Genomic DNA, 18957 nt, shown 5'->3' with positions numbered 1-18957 from the left:
TAGAACATCTATGTCACCCATGAATTGAACATGTTTGCCTGTTTTGAATGGAATCACACGATTTCTAGCCAAAAAAAGGATATCTCCAACCTGAAGACAGGTTACGGAAATACCCTTCATTTCATCTGACCTGGCAGCCACCAGTTCCACCTACCCATTAATTTCATCAATGCAGGTACCAGTATTAGACGGATTAATGTAACGTCAATCAACACCGCTGCCGTGATTCCGATCCCTAACTGCCTCACACCTGCGACTTCAGCAAAGGCAAACGGTATGGTCACCGCAAGCAGAATTGCCGCTGCTGAGGTAACCAAACGACCTGTAGAAGCCAATCCCTGCTGTACAGCCACATCACTGTCTCCGGTTCGTCTATACACTTCCTGAATACGGCTCAGCATAAACACGCCATAATCCATGGATATGCCAAACACCAATCCTGCAATGAATACAGGAATCATAATGGCAATCGCTGACGGCTCCATCCCCAGATGTCCTTCATTGAACACCCACACCAATATGCCAAATGAAGCGGCTAAGCTGAGCAGATTCATCAGAATTGCCTTGGTTGGAATGAGCATCGATCGGAATGCCGCCAGTAACACAAGATAATTGGTGACCACTACAAATACCAGCACTTTGGGCAGTTGACTTGTGACTTCCTGCATTATTTCATGCTGCTTGGCAGCTTCCCCGCCATAACGTAGTTTTACGTTGTTGAAACCTGGTGCATAATCGCTATTCCTTATTCGTTCAAGCCAGTCTGCAACCTGTTCCGACCCAGGCTCCCCGTGCACGGTGGCTATCAATCGTATGGAATGGTCAGAGACCGTTGAACGCAGCCATGCCGTCCTTGTTGACTCCTTGCCTTCTATGGAAGGAGTGAGCGCCGACGGTGGAATTTGAAAAAGGCTCCGCGAGTCATTTTGATTCGGCTGTAATAGGCCCCATGGTGAAACAATGCTCAATACGTCTGAGTCCTGCAGTAGTTGACGGGCTTTGTTGTAGGCCAACTGCCAGTGAGAGGCAGTCAACAGTTCCTGCTGTCCGCCAATCACGATCTCGATGGCGGAGGTATTCTTTTGCCCCAGATCATGTTGCAACTGCTCTGCTGCCTGGCGGGACTCCATTCTCTCTGGGAGTGAAGAAGCATCCGGGACGGACAGTTCCAGCCGGGTCACTGGATAAACACACAGGAGCAGCACAACCGTACCTCCAATGGCCATACTGACTGGTCGTTTCATGACCAATGCTGACCATCGATGCCAGACCGAGCGTCTGGGCAACGAATGGACTAACTTTCGCTTGAAGACCCGATCCGCAGACAGTGACAGTAGAGCTGGCAGCAGCGTAACATTTAACAATAGCGATAGGAGCAGAACAATAATGGCCCCCAAGGAGACACTCAGAAACATTGGCAGTCTGATCCAGAGCAAACCCAGCAGCCCAAGGAGCACGCAAGCTGCCGAGAACAACACTGCTCTGCCTGCTGTACGTAATGTTCGCTGAAGTATCTCGCTTTGCATATCCAGACTTCTACCCAGAACATTAGCTTCGCCTTCATCTTCATAGGCCCGCTGAACTTCTTCCCTGTACCTGCTCAGGATGATCAGGGCAAAATCTATACTCAGTGCCATGCCCACCATGGGAATCACATTAATGATAAAGTTGGACAATTCCAGATGATAACCAAGGAGTGTCGTGACTCCCATCGCAGTAATCACAGCACTGATCCCCATCATGACAGCAATCAATGCAGCATATAGCCCCCTGAATGCAAAACACAAAACGATCAGGGCAATCGGCAGGCCCACCATCTCTGCCCGTTCCAGATCACGAAAGCTCAGATTATTGACATCCTGCTGCACGACTGCCTTCCCCGTCAATTGCACCGTACCTGGACCGTCTGTTTCCAGCACGGCGCGCAACTGCTCCAGTGGGGGACCCATCTGATGCGCGGGCACATCCATTTTCACAAGGGAATATGCCCTATGGTCTTTAAGCGTCACCCTTTCGCTAGCATCCAAAGGGGACGTGATAGAGGTTACCGCAGGCAACACTTGAACCTGTGTCAAACGATCCTTGATCCACTGCCTGAACTGTAACGGCGAGGTATTTTCCTTTTTCTCAAAAACCAGAATAACCGGATCAGCAGGAGAACCGAATTCGTCCTCCAGAACAGCATCAACTGCTTGCGCATCCCCGTGAACCCGTTTTAATCCGTGATCCTGAACTATGTCAGGTAACTTCCACGCCCAGACCGCTGACATCCCGATGATAAATACCCAGCAGAGAATAATGAACCTCGGATATCGGCTGATGAAGGCAGCAAGTCTGCGATAACCCATACCTAAGCTCCTCTGCGATCAGATTAGTCATTCGATTATGTTCATCGGTAAGATCTAAGCACATTCATACACTTGCGGTGTATATCTCCTTCACTCGGGTTCGTGAACTATTGAATGCCATGATTCACAGGTGTTCTGTTCGCAATGGGGGCAGGGATGTATGTAAAAGGAAGTAACTCTGCCGTCAGTCCCGGGCCAAAGGCCAGCGCTATCCCACTGGAATGCTTTTCCTTCTGTCTGTAATCCTCGCGGATGGCTTGAAGAACAAAAAGAATCGTCACGGACGACAGATTGCCATAATCCCGCAGGATGTTTCGGCTGTAGGAGACCTGCTCATCTGTCAACTGATACAGCTTCTGAACGGCATCCACGATGCCTCTGCCTCCCGGATGGATTGCCCATATTTCCGGTAAACCGCTCCCCTCCAGCAACCGTTCTACCTCTGGACCGAGATGCAAACCAAGCAGCTTCGGAATCTGTGGTGACAGGTAGAGATCAAAGCCTGTATTGCCCACTTCCCAGATCATTTCTTCTGCACAATCCGGGAGCAGCGTTGAGTGCCCTCGGCCCAGTCGAAAACATTCATTGCGGTCTGTTCCGGACGCACCAATAACACAGGCAGAGGCACCGTCTCCGAAGAAAGATGCAGCATACAGGTCATCCCGTTTGGCAGATGGCTGAAAGTGAAGTGTACATAGTTCCACACACACGATGAGAACCGTAGCCTTCTGATCTGTCGTTACAATGGAATTCGCCAGTTGGATCGCCTTCAGACCCGCTGCACATCCTTGAAACACCAGTGGAATCCGGTTGATCTGCGGTGACAGTTCAAGCTGTTGGATCAGCCGAACATCAAGTCCGGGCAGGAATTGCCCCGTGCAACTCACCGTAATGAGATGTGTAAGTTCCGAGGAGGTTACGTCTGCATCCTGAAGGGCCTGTCCGGCCGCCTCGAGACCAAGTGGAACAGCAGCAGCTTTGTATTTGCCCATACGCTCGGATGTAGTCGGAACCTCGTCCGCATTGGTAAAGGGTAAATATCGGCAAGAATCAACAGGCTCAAGCAGATTCGGTTCACACGTATACCGAGTCTCCACACCGCACTGATTAAAGATTCGTTTGGCCCATCTTCTCGCATCTGGCTCATGTTCCAGCGCTTGCGCGAGACGGGCAGACACATCCTTTTGCTCAATACGGTGGGTAGGCCACGCCGTTCCTATTCCCATAATACTTGCCCCAGTAGTTGCCTCAAGCTGGTTCATCGGCTTAACCTCCTTATAGTACGTGTTCAAAAGTAGGCTTTTTAAACAACCTATATATAAAATAGGTTCATATGACATGTGTGCAGGATATAGTACAAGTCTATTCACTACCTGTCCTGTTTATGTTCATATTAACAAGCAAAAGCGGACAACATATGCGAGTTTCGCACGTGCTGTCCGCCTTTGCTACCGGATTAAACCCGTTCCTATATTACATATTACATATTCGATCTGTCAGAACTACTCAGGCCGAACTATAGTAAATCTCTCCCCAAGTTTGGCATAATCATTACCCGCCAGTCTACTGACTGGTTTCAAATGATCCATCAGGATATAGCCCTTGTCCGGATTGTAGACTTGTTCGCTGAAATGATACTGCACAATGCGTACCAGCAGCAGGTCACTCACCGGTTTGCCCTCATCATTCGTGATCGGGATGTGCTGATACAGCTCACACTCCATCCGAATGAGTGCTTCCTGAATTCCTGGCACAGTAACCTTGATACTTGGCACTGTAGTGAGTTTTGTCCGATCAAGCTCACTTTCGTGGGGTTCCAGTATGGCTGCTGTCTCATTCACTTCTGCTATGATTGCTTCATCACAGATATGCACGACCAGTTCTTGATGAGCAAGCACATTACGAGCAGTATCTTTCATGATACCGTCTTTACGTGCAATGGATATGGATAACAGCGGTGGGTCCGAACTAACCACATTAAAGAAACTGAAAGGCGCTGCATTAATTACACCATTCTCATCTGAAAGTGTCGTCACAAAAGCAATTGGACGTGGTACCACCGAACCACTCATCAGTTTATAGTTGTCTCTTCCCGTTATTTCACGTGGATCCAATGTATACATATGTAAATATCCCCTTCCCTGCTCATGTTACGTTAAACGTGGTTCACTTACATTGCTTCCTCGTTATTATATATCCATATCTGTTCAAAAAACAAAAAACGCCTTAATGCTCATGGCATCAAAGCGTTTAAACGACTGCTTCGTATATATTTTGGTGTTATTTCACAATACTACTTTGAATATCTTGCAGAATTTGCGTATTTGCTTGAACACCACTGTACAACCAACTGCTTGTGCTTTCAAATTCGAACACATTACCTGTCTTCACAGCAGGGATGCTCTGCCATACGGCATCTTGCAGCGCTTCTGAGCCTGCTCCCCTATCACTGTTTACCAGGAACAGATAGTCTGCATCCATTTCCGCGATCTTTTCCAATGAAATCTCAGACCAGTTACCCGTTGCCTTCGCGGATGCTTCCTTCACGACATTAGGCTCTGCAAATCCAAGTTCATTGTACATCACTTCACCACTGGAAACATTGTTGCTTACAACATAAAACTTGTTATTAAATAACCACAACGCGGCGGCCGATTTTGTTCCTCCTGTAACAGCAGTTACTTTTTCTTTAATTTCCTTTGCTTTGGCATCATAATTGTCTAACGCCTTCTGTGCTACATCCGATTTGTTCAGAATTTCACCAATCTTGAGCAGAGCTTGGCGCCAATCCTTATTAACCTCATCTCCGAGAACATAAGTAGGAGCAATTTTGTTGTACTGTTCGTATTTCTCTCCTTCAACAGTACTTTCAGAGCCCATAATAATCAGGTCTGGGGAGAAACTGGCCATCGCTTCAAAAGGTTGATCACTTGCAATGCCGGGTATGCCGTTCAGATCGTTTTGCAGATAATCCTGCAAACCACTGCCGTTGTTGATGGACCACTGTGCTGCTGGCTTAACACCGAGTGTAACGAGGTGGTCTTCCAGGTAAGACGCGATGACACGCTCCGGATTAGCTGGGATGGTTACTTCATGTCCCATAGCATCTGTTAATGTGCGCTCTGTAGCGGCTTCTGTTTGCGTCTCTGTCTCCGTTGTTGTGTCGTTCTCTCCTGCTGCTCCGTTCTCTGCAGGCTTCGCTCCACACGCGGCCAACCAGATGGACATGACCATCACCGTAATCAGAAGCATGATCATCTTTCTATTTCTCTTAAACACTGTATTAACCCCTTTCAATATGAACACCTCATTAGGCGTTATTATGACAGATATCTACGTTCAAAAATATTGATACTATTATTGATACATATAATATCCGTATGTACATTTGTCCGATTCCATTGACAATGATAATTGTTATCAGTTCAGTTGTCAATTCGATTATGGGCGAGGCAATCATATAAAATCTTCTTGACGGCACTCACATATAGGCGGATGCCGCCATATGCTGAATGCAGAATACGACGACAGGAAGGATGTTCTGTACATGTATTACGAATATAACCCTTATCTAAGTTATGGAGAAGACCGTTCCTTTCAACTGCCTCCACTGTTCCCAGGTGGTGGCAGTGGCGGCATACCGGGTGGTCAGACGTTTCCAGGTACACCTGGCGGTCAAGGCTCCTATCCTCCATACATTCCAGGCGGAGGACCTGGTCCCTATATCCCCGGAGGCATTCCGGGTACATTCCCGGGTACAGCATCGGGCGTACCTGCGCAACTGGCGCAAGGCAATCTGCCCACCCTGCTTAGTGCCTATCCTCGTCCGGTAGGTCAGCCTCCGGCAGAAATGCTTTTTCTGTATAACCTGATCAAAAGCAGCCCGGGTCTGCTTCCGCTCTTCCTCCAGCAACAGCCGCAAAGTCTCACTCAAGCTGTGCAATTTGCACAGACTGGTGCAGCGGCACCACGAGATAACGAAGAACGTGCGCTGCCCAACTTTTGTTACAACCGATGGTCCCTTGTCTTCACATACAATGATGTCTACCTGATGTGGCCTGCGATTAATCTGTTTGGTTTTGTGGTGGGGTACTTCTATCCATTCCTCACGCCAGGTATACTGTCCAATACACAGATTTTGTTTGCGCTCTGCTAAACCTGTCCTTACCTACAGCAAGAGCCCCACTTGGAAGCAAGATTCCTTCCAAGTGAGGCTCTTTTTCGTCCTTTTATCCAGATGCACCTTTACATTACTAAGACTCCATAAACGCAAGGTGTACATAATCAGTACATTTAACTCAACACTTGATCGTTCTGGCGCTTCCTGCCTTTACTGACCATTAGGAAGTAAATCACCAAGGCACCGAGATCCGCACACGCAATAACGATTCCCATTGGCACAGCTGTGCCTTCTCCCCCGAGACCTACGAGGGGAGCGACAATACCTCCGAACAGGAACGTCATCACACCAATAAGCGCAGAAGCACTGCCTGCCGACTTCTCCTGATTGGCCATCGCCAAGGCGAAGGACGCGGTATTGACCAACCCAACACTGGATACCACCAGAAATAACGGAATCAGTACAGAGATTAGATTACCTCCAGCCAGAATGGCGATAAGCAATGAAGTTCCTCCGAGCGCCGCGGTTAGCAGCCCCGCGATTAACAGGCGATTCTCTGATACCTTTCCTGCAAGTCTACCGGCAATCTGACTGGCCAGAATAATGCCTAACCCGTTAATGGCGAAGCATACACTGAACATTTGCGGGGATACCCCGTATATTTTCTGAAGCACAAACGGTGAACCTGATATGTACGCAAACATGCCAGCAGCTACAAATCCTTGGGTTAACGCATAACCCATAAACTGACGATCCCCCGCGATTTGGCGAAACGTAAGTAATGTCTGCTTCAATCCTCCGCTTGATCTGCGGTTGGAAGGCAAGGTCTCTCCAAGACCGAAAATGACAGCCAACAGCGTCAGTATTCCGATGAGGCTAAGCAAAATAAATACGCCGCGCCACGACGTATACGTCAACAATTGTCCACCAATGATTGGTGCAGCAATCGGGGCTACGCCGTTAATCAGCATTAACAGAGAGAAGAACCGTGTCAGTTCCGGGCCCGAATATACGTCTCTGACGATTGCGCGTGAGATGACAATCCCTGCTGCTCCAGCTACACCTTGAATGAACCGCAGCACAACAAAAGAGCCCATCGTCGGGCTGACCAGGCAAAGTATGGAGGCGATAGTATAGAGCACAAGCCCTGCAATAAGCGGTGTTCGCCGACCACGTATATCACTTAGAGGTCCGGCAAGCAACTGTCCAACCGCAAGTCCAATCATACACGCCGTCAGACTGAGTTGAGCATACGAAGTAGATGAACCAAACTCATCAGCCAGCGTGGGCAATGCGGGTAAATACATATCCAGGGACAACGGCCCAAAGGCCGACAGTGTCCCCAGAATTAAAGCCATCCGTACACGAGATGTGGAGTTTGTGTTCAATGAAGCTGTTGTACTTTTCATCAAATACTACTCCCTGCTACCCAACAGCTTGAGCAAGTTGGACGGCAGTGTGAACTGTTGATTGTTAATAATAATACGGCGCAGTTCTTCTTCATCCCGCTCGTTATCGGCGTCCTTAATCTCCTGAATTTCCCGGTGAAGTCGCTCCATCTGTTGATCCAGCGCATTTGCCGAATCTGCCGCACTCTTTAACTCTCTCGTCAAATGCTCGGGAACATCCTTATTGTATTTATAAAAAATCTTATGCTCCAGACTCGCCCAGAAATCCATCGCGATTGTTCGGATCTGGATCTCCACACATGCTCGTTCCTCACCATTGGACATGTACACAGGCACTTCCACCAGAAGGTGAAGGCTTTGGTAGCCGTTTGGCTTCGGATTCTCGATGTAGTCTTTGACCTCCAGTACACGCAGATCACTCTGGTTGCACAGCATATCCTTAATGCGATAGATATCGGAGATAAAGGAACATGTAATCCGTACCCCGGCAATATCCTTGATATTTTGCTTGATGCTCTCAAACGTTAACTCATGATTTTTGCGGAACATCTTGTTCATAATGCTCTCAGGTGATTTCAGTCTGGACTTTGTATGCTCAATTGGACTGTAATCATGCAGAGACTGGAATTCTTCCTTCAGGACTTCAATCTTGGTCTCCATTTGATCCAGAGCAAATTTATAGATCATCATAAATCTGGTAATTTCATATTTGAATTTCTTGAATTGATCGATTGGATGTGGAGCGTTCATCATGGCTTTCTCCCTTTCTTTCTGCACACTAAAATTAGTTTTATGAATATGAGAACAAGCGGTCAATCCACATGTCTCCTGAACCATTATAAATCATATGGAGCCAATAAACGAATTTCTCACATTTGGGCTGGCGATTCAGCCTGGAAGGTATGGGAACTTATTTTACGCGCATCCTATAGAAGCATCCCTGTCATTTGGCCTGTTATTACCGATGAAAGAGGTTGATTTTCCTGCTCTATCAAGTGACGTATTCATCCGACACACTTCGAGTTAAAGCTTATTTATACCTGCCACAAGGTTGTTCATTACCTGATATCACGACATATGAAACTTCTCATCCCGGCTCTGTCTCCTCTTCCTTCCCAGGCTTCGCTTCCATACATAAGTCTCTACATCTGCAACCACTCGCCAGCCACTACCCTGCTGCAAACATGCATGATATCACTCCCACACAAGAACAGTGGCCGGTGCTGATCTATTGTCGCGGTGGACTTGGCAGCTATGGCGGGGTAAATACCGTTTGGCTTGAGCAATTTGTACATAAAGGTTATATCGTGTTCGCCCCATCCTATCGTGGCAACGAAGGCGGTGAGGGGCGTGACGAGTATGGCGGAAGAGATGCCGAAGATGTGCATGCCGGTTACCGGTTGATACAGCGTTTACCTTTTGTCGACCCAACTCGGATATCGTTAATGGGGTTCTCCCGTGGAGCCATTAATGCTGTACATACCGCAACTGCCTACAATGAGGGACCGGACAAAGTACATAAGTTAGTTCTTTGGAGCGGTGTCTCCGATGTGGAACGCACTTACCATGAGCGAACCGACCTGAGGCGCACATTGAAACGTGTGCTGGGAGGTTCCCCACGCGCAGTTCCGGAAGCTTATCTCGCCCGCTCTCCCTTGTCAAAAGCGAACAAACTATCTTGTCCCGTGCTAATCATGCATGGTACATCAGATACACAGGTGAATTATAGTCACGGAACCCGAATGTATCACTGGCTTAAGCGCCGAGGTGCGGATGTCACATTTCACGCCTACGGCGGGCAGGATCATCATTTTCACGAGAAAATACATCAGTCAGCGGTGAACAATATGTTTGATTGGCTCGCTGCACCTTAAGTCTTGCGCGATGAATTTCATTTTGAAGATGCATGGGTTATGGCTGTATACTGGAGGGGCTACGTTTTTTGAAAGGACGGATAGGATGAATCAAAGCACCCTCCAAAAATACGCCATGTTGCTACTCTGCATGTCTGCCGGAATGGTGGACCTGATCGGATATCTGGGACTGGGGCATGTGCTCACAGCCAATATGACGGGAAATATTGTACTGCTCGGTATTGCCATTGCCCGTGCTCAGGAATTTGTCGTGCTGCGGTCATTGCTTGCTCTCATCGGTTTTATTGCCGGCAATGCCATTGCAGCACATATGGTTGGACCTGTGCAGACCAAAAATGGCTGGTCTTCTAAGGTCACAGCTGTATTTACTGTTGAAAGCATATTGCTCCTGCTGTTCGCGATCGCCATGATTAGTCCATTTTCAGAACAACTGTCCTATCTGTTAATTGTCATCCTAGCCGTTGCAATGGGGATGCAAACAACTGCGGCACGCCGCATTGGCATTGCTGGCATCTCAACAACCGTGCTCACCAATAATTTGGCCGCTGTGGTTGAGGATACCGTAAACATCCTCAAAAAGCTGCGACATGCCAATATTCGATCGTTAACCAAAGCCTTGTCTACAGACTCCTACCTTCGTGCAGGTGCTGTTGTCATCTATTTGATCGGCGTCATTGCAGCCGCATTGTTATTCCACCGTGTGCCCATGATTGCAGTCTGGATTCCTGTCCTGATCATTGGCGGCGTAACCCTATACGCCCGATTACATGCATGGGGAACTTCACAACAAAGTGAAGGTTAATAAAAGTTAATAATAGAAGAAGTAACCTGTCCATGTTCAAGTGGCTGTTCAAAAGTCCGCTTTAGGATACTGAAAACTGGTCTTTTTGAACACGTACTTTAAGTTGTTTTAAGTACAATCACGCTATTTATTTCATCAAAGTAGCTTCTTGGCGGATAAGCTTGACCAGATGCTGTGCAGCAGGTGATAATACCTCCCCGGCTCGTGTACATACGGCAACCGTATTTCTCAGCTGTACACCTCGAACAAACACACGTGCCAGCCTGCCTTGCTGCACATCTTCGTTCACAACCAAAGAAGATATAAAGTTGGCCCCATAACCTGCCTTCACCGCACTAATCGTTTCGTTCAGCCCGTTGAACTGAAGCGCAATGCGGGGAGCGGCCAGGTTATTTGTTGTGCAAAGGGAGACGAGTCGCTCACGCGTGGCACTGCCTTCTTCACGCATGATGAACGGTTCTGCCATCATCTCATGTAGCTCGATTTCTTTTCCCGCATACGGATGGTCAGGGTGCACAACAAACCACATCTCATCGTCAAACAATTCATCCCATTGGACACCTGCATGTGTAATGCCACTTCCACCATACACTGCAATCTCTGCCTCATAACGAAGTAATTGGTCAAAAGCCATCCTGGTGTTGGTTGTGCTCACAACAATCTCCACATCCTCGTGCATTTGCTTAAACCGCGCAATCCAGCCCGGCAACAGAAAATTCGAAGGCAAGTAGGTTGCCGTAAGACGGATCAGTCCTTTCTTGCCCTCCCGAAAATCCTGTACAAAATTCTCGACATCCTGCTCCAGCATGAACAGACGTTCCGCATAACCTGTCAACTGTATCCCCGCATCCGTAAGCACCAGTCTTCTTCCCTCCGAAACAAAAAGCTGGATTCCCAATTCACGTTCAAACTTCTTCACCTGAGAAGATACCGCAGGTTGACTAATATTTAGTTCCTCTGCGGCACGAGTGACCCCGCCATATCTCACGATGGCATGAAATAATCGTAATCCATGCAGATTCATGTTTACACCTCTTCCACGTCAAATACATAACCTGAAGTTATATTAACATACATAATATATATTTTATTTATACATCTACTCCATTTATAGTTGAAATATGAAATCCAATACAAGGAACAAGGAAAGGAACATGTAAACATGAAAAATATAAATACGACCAACCTACAGCATACCTGGACTCAAGTTGACGACTACATGAACGATCTGCTGATTCCATCAGATTCCCTGCTGGAACATACACTGCAAAGCAATGCCGAAGCTGGGCTCCCTGCTCATGACGTAACACCAAATCAAGGAAAGTTACTTCAACTCCTGCTGCAAATCCAAGGTGCATCCCGTGTACTTGAAATCGGCACATTGGGTGGATACAGTACCATCTGGATGGCAAGAGCGCTGCCTGAACACGGACGCATCGTCTCACTGGAATCGGAATCACACCATGCAGACTTGGCCCGAGCCAATCTCACACGAGCAGGACTGATGCACAAGGTTGACCTGAGAGTTGGTCCTGCCCTAACCACCCTTCCCGATGTTCAGGAAGAATACAGGGAACCGTTTGATATGATCTTCATCGATGCTGACAAACCGAGTAATCCCGATTATTTGAGATGGGCCCTGCGACTGACTCGGCCGGGAAGTCTTATTATTGGTGATAATATCATCAGGGAAGGTGAAGTGATCCGCACAAACAGTACAGACCCCAGAGTTCAAGGCGTTCGATCATTCCTGCAGTTGATCGCGGATCACCCTCGACTTGAAGCTACAGCACTGCAAACGGTCGGTAGCAAAGGTTACGATGGATTCGTCATTGCTCGTGTGATTGATGCCCCTGAACCAAAATAAACAGTGGTCAATTCTTCCGCAAATTCCCCTTTCCTGTTAAACTGGAATCACTGCACAGGCAGACTGGGGGGAACCACTTGAGAGTTTTACAACATATTCATGATGAAATTCGCGGCTGGTCCCGCAATATTCAACTGTTTTTCCTGGCTAGCATTCTGTATCAGATCGGAAATGGCATGTTCTCTGTCTTGTACAATCTGTACATTCAGGGTCTGGGCTATAATGATACAATGAACGGCCAGATTGTAAGTATTCAATCACTCGCAACAGCCATTATGTTTGTTCCTATCGGTCTATGCGGTGATCTGTTCAGCCGCAAGCGATTACTCATTACCGGGGCGTTATTCAGCGGAATCTTTCTGATCGGACGCTCCTTCGATTATTCGGCTACAGGACTGATCTGGTTCGCGGTATTCTCTGGCCTTTTCGCTGGGGTGTTCCAAGTACTGGCCATTCCTTATCTGGCGGAAAACGTCAAGAAAAGCCAGCGGCTGAAAATGTTCAGTTATTATTCATCCCTTGTGCTCGCTTCCCAGGTGCTTGGTAGCCTGGGTGGCGGCGTAATCGCAGATTTGTTACATACGGCAGGACTCGCCAAGGTGACCGGATTGCAGACGGTTTTATTTGTCGGTGGTGCAGCAACACTAGCTGCATTTATTCCACTGTTATTTGTAACCGAAGGCAAGGCTGCTCCGCAGACCACGATTCCGGCGCAACCCGTTCTTCAACCCAATGCGGATCTAAAAGAAAGTTCAACAAATACCCCAAGCACGGACGATTCGATCACGAAGAAAAAAGATTCCCGACTGATTGGTCAGTTTATAGTGACTCAGTTGTTAATTGGATTAGGTTCCGGACTGGTTGTACCGTATCTGAATCTGTATTTCACCAATCGATTCTCGGTTTCTCTGAGCGGCATGAGCTTACTAATTGCACTTGGTCAGATTATGACGATTGTATCCATGCTGATTGGTCCTACCTTGGCGGCAAAGGTCGGAAGCGTAAGAGCCGTTGTCATTTTCCAGGTCATGTCGCTACCCTTCCTTCTATTAACAGGCTTCACCAATCTGTTGTTCATCGCTTCGCTCAGTTTCTTATTCAGACAAGCATTGATGAACGCAGCCAATCCCATTCATTCAGCGATACTGGTGGATCGGATCTCGGACAAACGCCGCGGCATTGCCAATTCACTGATGCAGACCTCGTTCATGATTGGATGGGCGACCATGGGACCCGTTCAATCCTATCTGGTCACCACGTACGGAACGTATTGGGGTTACGCGATCACTTTCAGCATCACAGGCTGTCTATATGTTATTTCATCACTGATGTACTTTGTAATGTTCAGAGAACCCAAACCTTCCGCTACGGCTCTCGCAGGATCTTAATGAGTTGAACAGTAGCAGTCCGGTTGTTCCGCAGATAACGCAACGTATCTCATCATCAGGAGTGATCACACATGAACATGAATCCTTCATTAAACCTGAATGCATACCTGAATCTCATACCACCTCATTCAACCGGTAGGCTAAACGGATGGAACTGATGCGCAAGCTTGGTTCCCACGTTGTCTTTCGGTTTTTTCTTAGTCTGGGTGTCTCTGTTCTTGGCGGATTGCTGTTCACAGCCATTCATACACCAATCCCGTGGTTGCTCGGGCCAATGGTATTTATGCTGCTTGGCTCCCAAGTCGCCAAATGGCCCCTCATGTGGCCTGCCTCCATTCGGGACTATGGCATTCTGATTGTTGGTTATTCGATTGGACTCACCTTAACAAAAGAGGCACTTCACGGCATTTTGCAACAACTTCCCATGATGCTTTTGATGACCTTGCTGTTAATCGGATTGTGTGTAATTACGGCCTACATCGCTTCAAAGGTAACCGACTTTGATTTCCCCTCCCTACTGGTGGGCAGCATTCCAGGAGGACTATCCCAGATGGTGTCCCTTGCAGAAGAGATGAAATCCATCAATCTGACGCTAGTTACCTTTTTGCAGGTGACCCGGCTGATCATGATTGTCTTCTGTGTTCCGTTCCTGCTGTTCAGTCCGTGGATTGGAGGTACCGCAGGTGGAGGTTTGGATCATCCGTTCATTGACGTAGCGACGTGGGGTTCCCTTTTTCCGGAGATTCTTGTCTATGCTCCGCTCTGTGTAGCGGGTGCATGGGTTGCACGCAAACTCCGATTTCCGACGGCCTTTATGCTGGGTCCCATGATTGTCATGTGTGTCGTTCAATTAAGTACATCGATGCACACACCCAGTCTGCCAACCTCCCTCTTAAACGTATCGCAATTGATGATTGGCAGTCACGTTGGATTGATGCTCAAGCCGGAACAGTTGCAACGCAAGACACAGACAGTCACGCTAGCGGTGATGAGTAGTGTACTGCTCATTGTTGGTGCGCTTGGATTGAGTTATCTGTTAATGAATGTGTTCTCCCTCTCCGCGGCAACCTCACTACTCAGTATGGCCCCTGGCGGGATGGATCAGATGAGTATCATGGCACATGAAGTGAATGCCGATCTTTCGGTTGTATCCGGGTATCAATTGTTCCGCATCCTGTTTATCTTTTTCATCGTCTCTTCCGTACTGAAGATGATTCTTGTACATATGTTAAAAGAAAAGAAAGCAGATCCCTCACTTCAATGATCATATTTCGCCCCGATCCCATGCCAAAGAGAGTATCCATTTGATGCCACATCCTGCGGATACTCTCTTTATTTGTACAGACTTAACTTCAACATTTGGCTTCATTCAATTTTAAGCATAATGACTACTTATGAATAAATTCGGTTGTACATCCAGCCTACAATGCCCACCGTAACCACTGTTGCCCCAATAATAAATGCATAATAGCCAATCTTACTTTTGGACTCCGAAGTCTGATGGTCATAATAATCCGAGTTACGTCGGTAAAACCCCATCCATAACTCTCCGATCATATTCACTACAACCAATACAAAACGTTTAACAAGCCCCATGGATTCGCGTCTCCTCTCCCTAATCAACCTTCTTCCCTATTAAGTATAATTATCCCAATTCATTAAAACAACCTACTCATATTACCTTTGGTGCAGTTTCTTGCTCCAACCAAGTTAGAATATCAAATGCTTCCTGATCGGTGCTACCACACATCTCTTCCTCAGCTTGCAATCCACTGCATACCGCAGGACGATCTTTTTGGCCAAAAATTCCGCAGCGATTATCATCGGTAAGCTGCACACAACGTACACCTGCCGGCTTGCCATGAACCATGCCCGGTATCGGTGATGATATGGAAATCGCGATACAACATGCGGCACAGCCTGTCCTGCATTCCATACATATTCCCTCCTGATTAAAACTTATAGTACTTACAATACGTGTTCAAAAAGACCGGTTTTCAGTACCAAGAAGATGGGATGAAGATAGAACCTCTTAATTATGAACGATTTATCCAAGTCCAGGTTCGAGCGAGCCCCTGAGCCATTCTCCGATTCATACTTCGATTGGAAAAATACCCTCCATGACTTAGCGGGTTCCAACTCATAGCCACGCCGCCAGAGTTCACTTCAATGTCTTCTTTGACCGCTTTCTCATAAGCGGGATCAATGGGGCGTAATGGATAACCCAGAATATCATCCCGATCGTAGAAGTTCACCCACTCCCCTTCCAGCCCAGCATAGTACTGATTCACATGGGAAGAGGGCACCTGAATTGGACAACTAAAGTCATGGTAACGCAAACTCCATAAGGGCAGGGTTGTACCAAACGAGTAAAAATGGGTCAGCGTGTCCCCCCGCTCCAGGGCCGAGTTCACATCCACAACCTCAGGAATACGACTGGACGGATATTGCAGATCGTAGAAGAAGTTACTGGCGATTACGGCGCCCAAACTATGGGCAACTACACAGAGCGGAGCTTCCGGTCCATTACGCTGTGCAAGGGTATGCATCGCCTGATTCAACGTTCGATGTACGGCATCGTAGTTATGGCCTTGATTTTCCACCGGTTGATAAGCAACCGCATCAGCCAGGTAGTGGATGACAAATCGGCGCAACGCCTGAAAGTTCAATCCCGGAGAGCTGACGAGCTGTTGAAAGAGCGCCTCTTCCCGCTCCTCAAATACATCCGCCCAATATACAGGTTCGATATCCAGCATCTGTTTGGAGGCTCCAGGCAAGACCATTACCTTGTCCAATTCCTTATGCAAACAAGCAATCAGCTTGTCCGCGTACCCATCCTTCCGCATACCCAGCCCGTGAATGACCATCACCGCAATACGTGTCATGGCTCTCCTCCTCATCGATCTAGGAACTCTTTCTCCACCATATGAACGCCACGACTCGAACATGCCTGCAGCTTGCTTTGTCAGAAGAACCTTTCCAACCACCATTATTTTAAAAATGTGATTCTTCCATTTTATATACAGTTTACCATGATCGTCATGAAAATAACGATCAAACAGCAAAAAGGAGCTGCACATCTCGCAGCCCCCTCTTGTTGTTGTATTCAATTAACCTTTCAAATGAACCTTCAACACACCATTTTGATTAGCTGTAACATCACCTGTCGTGACTTCCACCCGCTCAACCATATCTTGACCATCTGGAATGATAATCGGTGTAATCAGCGGGTATCCCGCATCTTCAATTACCTTACGATCAAACTCCAACAGCTTTTGTCCAGCTTTTACATGCTCGCCAGCTTCCACATGCATGTTGAAACCTTCACCTTTGAGGGATACTGTATTAATCCCTACATGGATCAGGACTTGTAATCCACTTGCGTGTTCAAGAATCACCGCATGTTTGCTTTTAATCACATGAGCTACCTGAGCATCAAACGGGGCAACAACAACGTTGCCGGAAGGTTCAATCGCTACACCTTCACCCATCTGTTTCTCAGCAAAAGCCGGATCAGGTACTTGCTCCAGTGACACAGCCTGGCCTGTTAATGGCGCCATGATTTCCAGCGTATTCACTGCTTCGTCCCCTACTTGAGCTGCACTACGTGTGCGCTGGTTTGGATCTGTTTTTGCAGTTGAAGAGGTAACACCTGAATCAGACTGCGATGTAGCCGCTTTAGGCTCATTAACGGTTTCATTGCTTGCACTACGATCTTCTTTTCTCAGTTTGGCTCTGCCAAAAAGGACGGTCAGTACAAATGGTACAACCAGGACAATCGCCATGCCGATGAAGAAGACACCCCATTTGTCAGGGAAAATCGACAGGAATCCCGGTACGCCACCTACACCGATGGAGGTTGCCTGAACATTATTCATCGTCAGCAGCACACCACCAATCGCAGAACCGACCATACCAAAGATAAACGGATAACGGTAACGGATATTCACTCCGAAGATCGCCGGCTCAGTTACCCCGAGGAAGGCCGATACCGAGGACGTTGCCGCAAGTCCTCTCATTTTCTTCTCACGCAGGACAAGCATCATCGCAAGTGCCGCTGAACCCTGTGCGATATTGGACAATGCCAGCATCGGCCACAGGAACGTTCCGCCCTGACTACCGATGAGCTGAACATCTACCGCAAGGAACGTGTGATGCATACCGGTGATAACAAGCAAAGCGTATAGACCACCGTAGATCAGACCACCCAGCGCCGCGTATGAATCGTAAACATAGATCAAGCCGGAAGTAATTGCATTCGCAATGGCGAATGTAACCGGTCCAATAATTGTAAATGCCAGGAATCCGGTAATCAGCAACGTAACTGGTGCAACGACCAGCAGTTTGATCGAATCATGTACCCTTTTGTTCAGGAAAATTTCCATCTTCGCAAGTAGATAGGCCGATACCAGTACTGGCAGAACCTGCCCTTGATAACCGATCTTCTCAATCTCCCAACCGAACAGATTCCATGTTGGCACCGTGCCATTATTCACAGCATCAGCGTAACCATAGGCACTCAGCAGATCGGGATGTACCAGAATGAGACCCAGCACGATCCCGAGCAGCGGACTGCCGCCGAACCTTTTTACAGCTGCCCAACCAATTAGCGCTGGCAGGAACGTGAAGGCTGTACTTGCAATCGTATTAATAATGGACGCAAGATCCTTCCAGGCTGGATAAACATCCACCAGTGATTTTCCATCAAAGAAAATGCCTGGACCTGTCAGAATATTGTTAATCCCGAGCAAAAGACCTGCCGTAATGATTGCAGGCAAGATCGGAATGAAAATATCCGAGAGTGTTTTGATCGCTCGCTGGATTGGATTTTGCTTTTTACCAGCAACCGCCTTCACATCATCCTTGGAAGAACGATCTCCCCCGGTAATCTGAATCATCTCATCATAGACTTTATCCACCAGACCAGGCCCAATAACGACCTGGAATTGTCCTTGGGAAGAGAACTGACCTTTAACCAGATCATTCTGATCCAGACTTTCAGTATCCACTTTACTCTCATCGTACAAGGCAAACCGGAGTCGTGTAACACAGTGTGTAGCAGCTTCAATATTCTCTTTGCCACCGACTGCCCGGACGATCTCCTCAACCTGTTTTTTATCGATTGCCATAGTGTCACTTCCTATTTATA

The 18957-nt window shown here is 47.6% G+C and carries 17 protein-coding genes; 6 read left to right on the top strand and 11 right to left on the bottom strand.

Annotation, left to right across the window (positions count from 1 at the left end; all coding sequences use genetic code 11):
* Nucleotides 1-116: 116 nt before the first annotated feature.
* From BS614_RS16715 to BS614_RS16700, 4 genes are all read right to left on the bottom strand, one after another.
* Complete coding sequence (locus BS614_RS16715) at nt 117-2348, bottom strand: MMPL family transporter (protein WP_074094786.1); 2232 nt, start codon at nt 2346-2348, stop codon at nt 117-119.
* 107 nt (nt 2349-2455) lie between these two features.
* A complete protein-coding gene (locus BS614_RS16710) occupies nt 2456-3610 on the bottom strand; it encodes a type III polyketide synthase (protein ID WP_074094785.1) in 1155 nt (384 codons plus the stop codon).
* 240 nt (nt 3611-3850) lie between these two features.
* A complete protein-coding gene (locus tag BS614_RS16705; RefSeq protein WP_074094784.1) occupies nt 3851-4471 on the bottom strand; it encodes a flavin reductase family protein in 621 nt (206 codons plus the stop codon).
* Nucleotides 4472-4628: 157 nt separating this feature from the next.
* Nucleotides 4629-5627, bottom strand: a complete 999-nt coding sequence (locus BS614_RS16700; protein WP_210436938.1) for an ABC transporter substrate-binding protein — start codon at nt 5625-5627, stop codon at nt 4629-4631.
* Nucleotides 5628-5853: 226 nt separating this feature from the next.
* On the opposite strand from BS614_RS16700, the gene BS614_RS16695 reads away from it, so the two are divergent.
* Nucleotides 5854-6504: a hypothetical protein gene (locus BS614_RS16695; protein ID WP_074094782.1), complete on the top strand. Its 651-nt coding sequence runs from the start codon at nt 5854-5856 to the stop codon at nt 6502-6504.
* A gap of 137 nt (nt 6505-6641) precedes the next feature.
* On the opposite strand, the gene BS614_RS16690 is transcribed toward BS614_RS16695, so the two are convergent.
* Entirely contained in the window at nt 6642-7877 is a 1236-nt protein-coding gene (locus BS614_RS16690; RefSeq protein ID WP_074094781.1) for a multidrug effflux MFS transporter, read from the bottom strand.
* 6 nt (nt 7878-7883) lie between these two features.
* Nucleotides 7884-8627 (bottom strand): GTP pyrophosphokinase, encoded by a 744-nt coding sequence (locus BS614_RS16685; protein WP_074096875.1) that lies wholly within the window; start codon nt 8625-8627, stop codon nt 7884-7886.
* Nucleotides 8628-8851: 224 nt separating this feature from the next.
* Here BS614_RS16685 and BS614_RS16680 point away from each other — a divergent pair, with 224 nt between their 5' ends.
* Together BS614_RS16680 and BS614_RS16675 are read left to right on the top strand one after the other, a co-directional pair.
* Nucleotides 8852-9751, top strand: a complete 900-nt coding sequence (locus BS614_RS16680; RefSeq protein WP_244898147.1) for an alpha/beta hydrolase family protein — start codon at nt 8852-8854, stop codon at nt 9749-9751.
* An 85-nt stretch (nt 9752-9836) separates the two neighbouring features.
* A complete protein-coding gene (locus BS614_RS16675) occupies nt 9837-10553 on the top strand; it encodes a YoaK family protein (protein ID WP_074094780.1) in 717 nt (238 codons plus the stop codon).
* A gap of 127 nt (nt 10554-10680) precedes the next feature.
* On the opposite strand, the gene BS614_RS16670 is transcribed toward BS614_RS16675, so the two are convergent.
* Nucleotides 10681-11577, bottom strand: a complete 897-nt coding sequence (locus tag BS614_RS16670; protein WP_047842668.1) for a LysR family transcriptional regulator — start codon at nt 11575-11577, stop codon at nt 10681-10683.
* 138 nt (nt 11578-11715) lie between these two features.
* Here BS614_RS16670 and BS614_RS16665 point away from each other — a divergent pair, with 138 nt between their 5' ends.
* The 3 genes from BS614_RS16665 to BS614_RS16655 all read left to right on the top strand — a co-directional run bounded on the left by BS614_RS16665 (nt 11716) and on the right by BS614_RS16655 (nt 15072).
* A complete protein-coding gene (locus BS614_RS16665) occupies nt 11716-12420 on the top strand; it encodes an O-methyltransferase (protein WP_074094779.1) in 705 nt (234 codons plus the stop codon).
* Nucleotides 12421-12497: 77 nt separating this feature from the next.
* Nucleotides 12498-13808, top strand: a complete 1311-nt coding sequence (locus tag BS614_RS16660; RefSeq protein ID WP_074094778.1) for an MFS transporter — start codon at nt 12498-12500, stop codon at nt 13806-13808.
* A 148-nt stretch (nt 13809-13956) separates the two neighbouring features.
* Nucleotides 13957-15072: an AbrB family transcriptional regulator gene (locus BS614_RS16655; protein WP_244898146.1), complete on the top strand. Its 1116-nt coding sequence runs from the start codon at nt 13957-13959 to the stop codon at nt 15070-15072.
* Between the two features lie 128 nt (nt 15073-15200).
* Here BS614_RS16655 and BS614_RS16650 read toward each other — a convergent pair whose 3' ends face one another.
* The 4 genes from BS614_RS16650 to treP all read right to left on the bottom strand — a co-directional run bounded on the left by BS614_RS16650 (nt 15201) and on the right by treP (nt 18937).
* A complete protein-coding gene (locus BS614_RS16650) occupies nt 15201-15404 on the bottom strand; it encodes a hypothetical protein (RefSeq protein ID WP_017688872.1) in 204 nt (67 codons plus the stop codon).
* 76 nt (nt 15405-15480) lie between these two features.
* The gene (locus tag BS614_RS16645; protein ID WP_074094777.1) at nt 15481-15744 is read right to left on the bottom strand and encodes a YkgJ family cysteine cluster protein; all 264 of its coding nucleotides are present in this window, start codon (nt 15742-15744) and stop codon (nt 15481-15483) included.
* 100 nt (nt 15745-15844) lie between these two features.
* Entirely contained in the window at nt 15845-16693 is an 849-nt protein-coding gene (locus BS614_RS16640; protein WP_074096872.1) for a chemotaxis protein, read from the bottom strand.
* Nucleotides 16694-16918: 225 nt separating this feature from the next.
* The gene (gene treP / locus BS614_RS16635) at nt 16919-18937 is read right to left on the bottom strand and encodes a PTS system trehalose-specific EIIBC component (protein ID WP_074094776.1); all 2019 of its coding nucleotides are present in this window, start codon (nt 18935-18937) and stop codon (nt 16919-16921) included.
* Nucleotides 18938-18957: the final 20 nt, after the last annotated feature.

Origin of the sequence: Paenibacillus xylanexedens (assembly GCF_001908275.1) — a bacterium.
Classification (GTDB): domain Bacteria; phylum Bacillota; class Bacilli; order Paenibacillales; family Paenibacillaceae; genus Paenibacillus; species Paenibacillus xylanexedens_A.
Note: the sequence above shows the minus strand (reverse complement) of the source record. Positions and strands in the feature narration are given on the sequence as shown.

Bases quoted from the DNA above. Each gene is read 5' to 3' on its own strand.
- BS614_RS16715 (WP_074094786.1), bottom strand. From the start codon at position 2,348: ATGGGTTATCGCAGACTTGCTGCCTTCATCAGCCGATATCCGAGGTTC.
- BS614_RS16710 (WP_074094785.1), bottom strand. From the start codon at position 3,610: ATGAACCAGCTTGAGGCAACTACTGGGGCAAGTATTATGGGAATAGGA.
- BS614_RS16705 (WP_074094784.1), bottom strand. From the start codon at position 4,471: ATGTATACATTGGATCCACGTGAAATAACGGGAAGAGACAACTATAAA.
- BS614_RS16695 (WP_074094782.1), top strand. From the start codon at position 5,854: ATGCTGAATGCAGAATACGACGACAGGAAGGATGTTCTGTACATGTAT.
- BS614_RS16690 (WP_074094781.1), bottom strand. From the start codon at position 7,877: ATGAAAAGTACAACAGCTTCATTGAACACAAACTCCACATCTCGTGTA.
- BS614_RS16685 (WP_074096875.1), bottom strand. From the start codon at position 8,627: ATGAACGCTCCACATCCAATCGATCAATTCAAGAAATTCAAATATGAA.
- BS614_RS16675 (WP_074094780.1), top strand. From the start codon at position 9,837: ATGAATCAAAGCACCCTCCAAAAATACGCCATGTTGCTACTCTGCATG.
- BS614_RS16670 (WP_047842668.1), bottom strand. From the start codon at position 11,577: ATGAATCTGCATGGATTACGATTATTTCATGCCATCGTGAGATATGGC.
- BS614_RS16665 (WP_074094779.1), top strand. From the start codon at position 11,716: ATGAAAAATATAAATACGACCAACCTACAGCATACCTGGACTCAAGTT.
- BS614_RS16655 (WP_244898146.1), top strand. From the start codon at position 13,957: ATGGAACTGATGCGCAAGCTTGGTTCCCACGTTGTCTTTCGGTTTTTT.
- BS614_RS16650 (WP_017688872.1), bottom strand. From the start codon at position 15,404: ATGGGGCTTGTTAAACGTTTTGTATTGGTTGTAGTGAATATGATCGGA.
- BS614_RS16645 (WP_074094777.1), bottom strand. From the start codon at position 15,744: ATGGAATGCAGGACAGGCTGTGCCGCATGTTGTATCGCGATTTCCATA.
- BS614_RS16640 (WP_074096872.1), bottom strand. From the start codon at position 16,693: ATGACACGTATTGCGGTGATGGTCATTCACGGGCTGGGTATGCGGAAG.
- treP (WP_074094776.1), bottom strand. From the start codon at position 18,937: ATGGCAATCGATAAAAAACAGGTTGAGGAGATCGTCCGGGCAGTCGGT.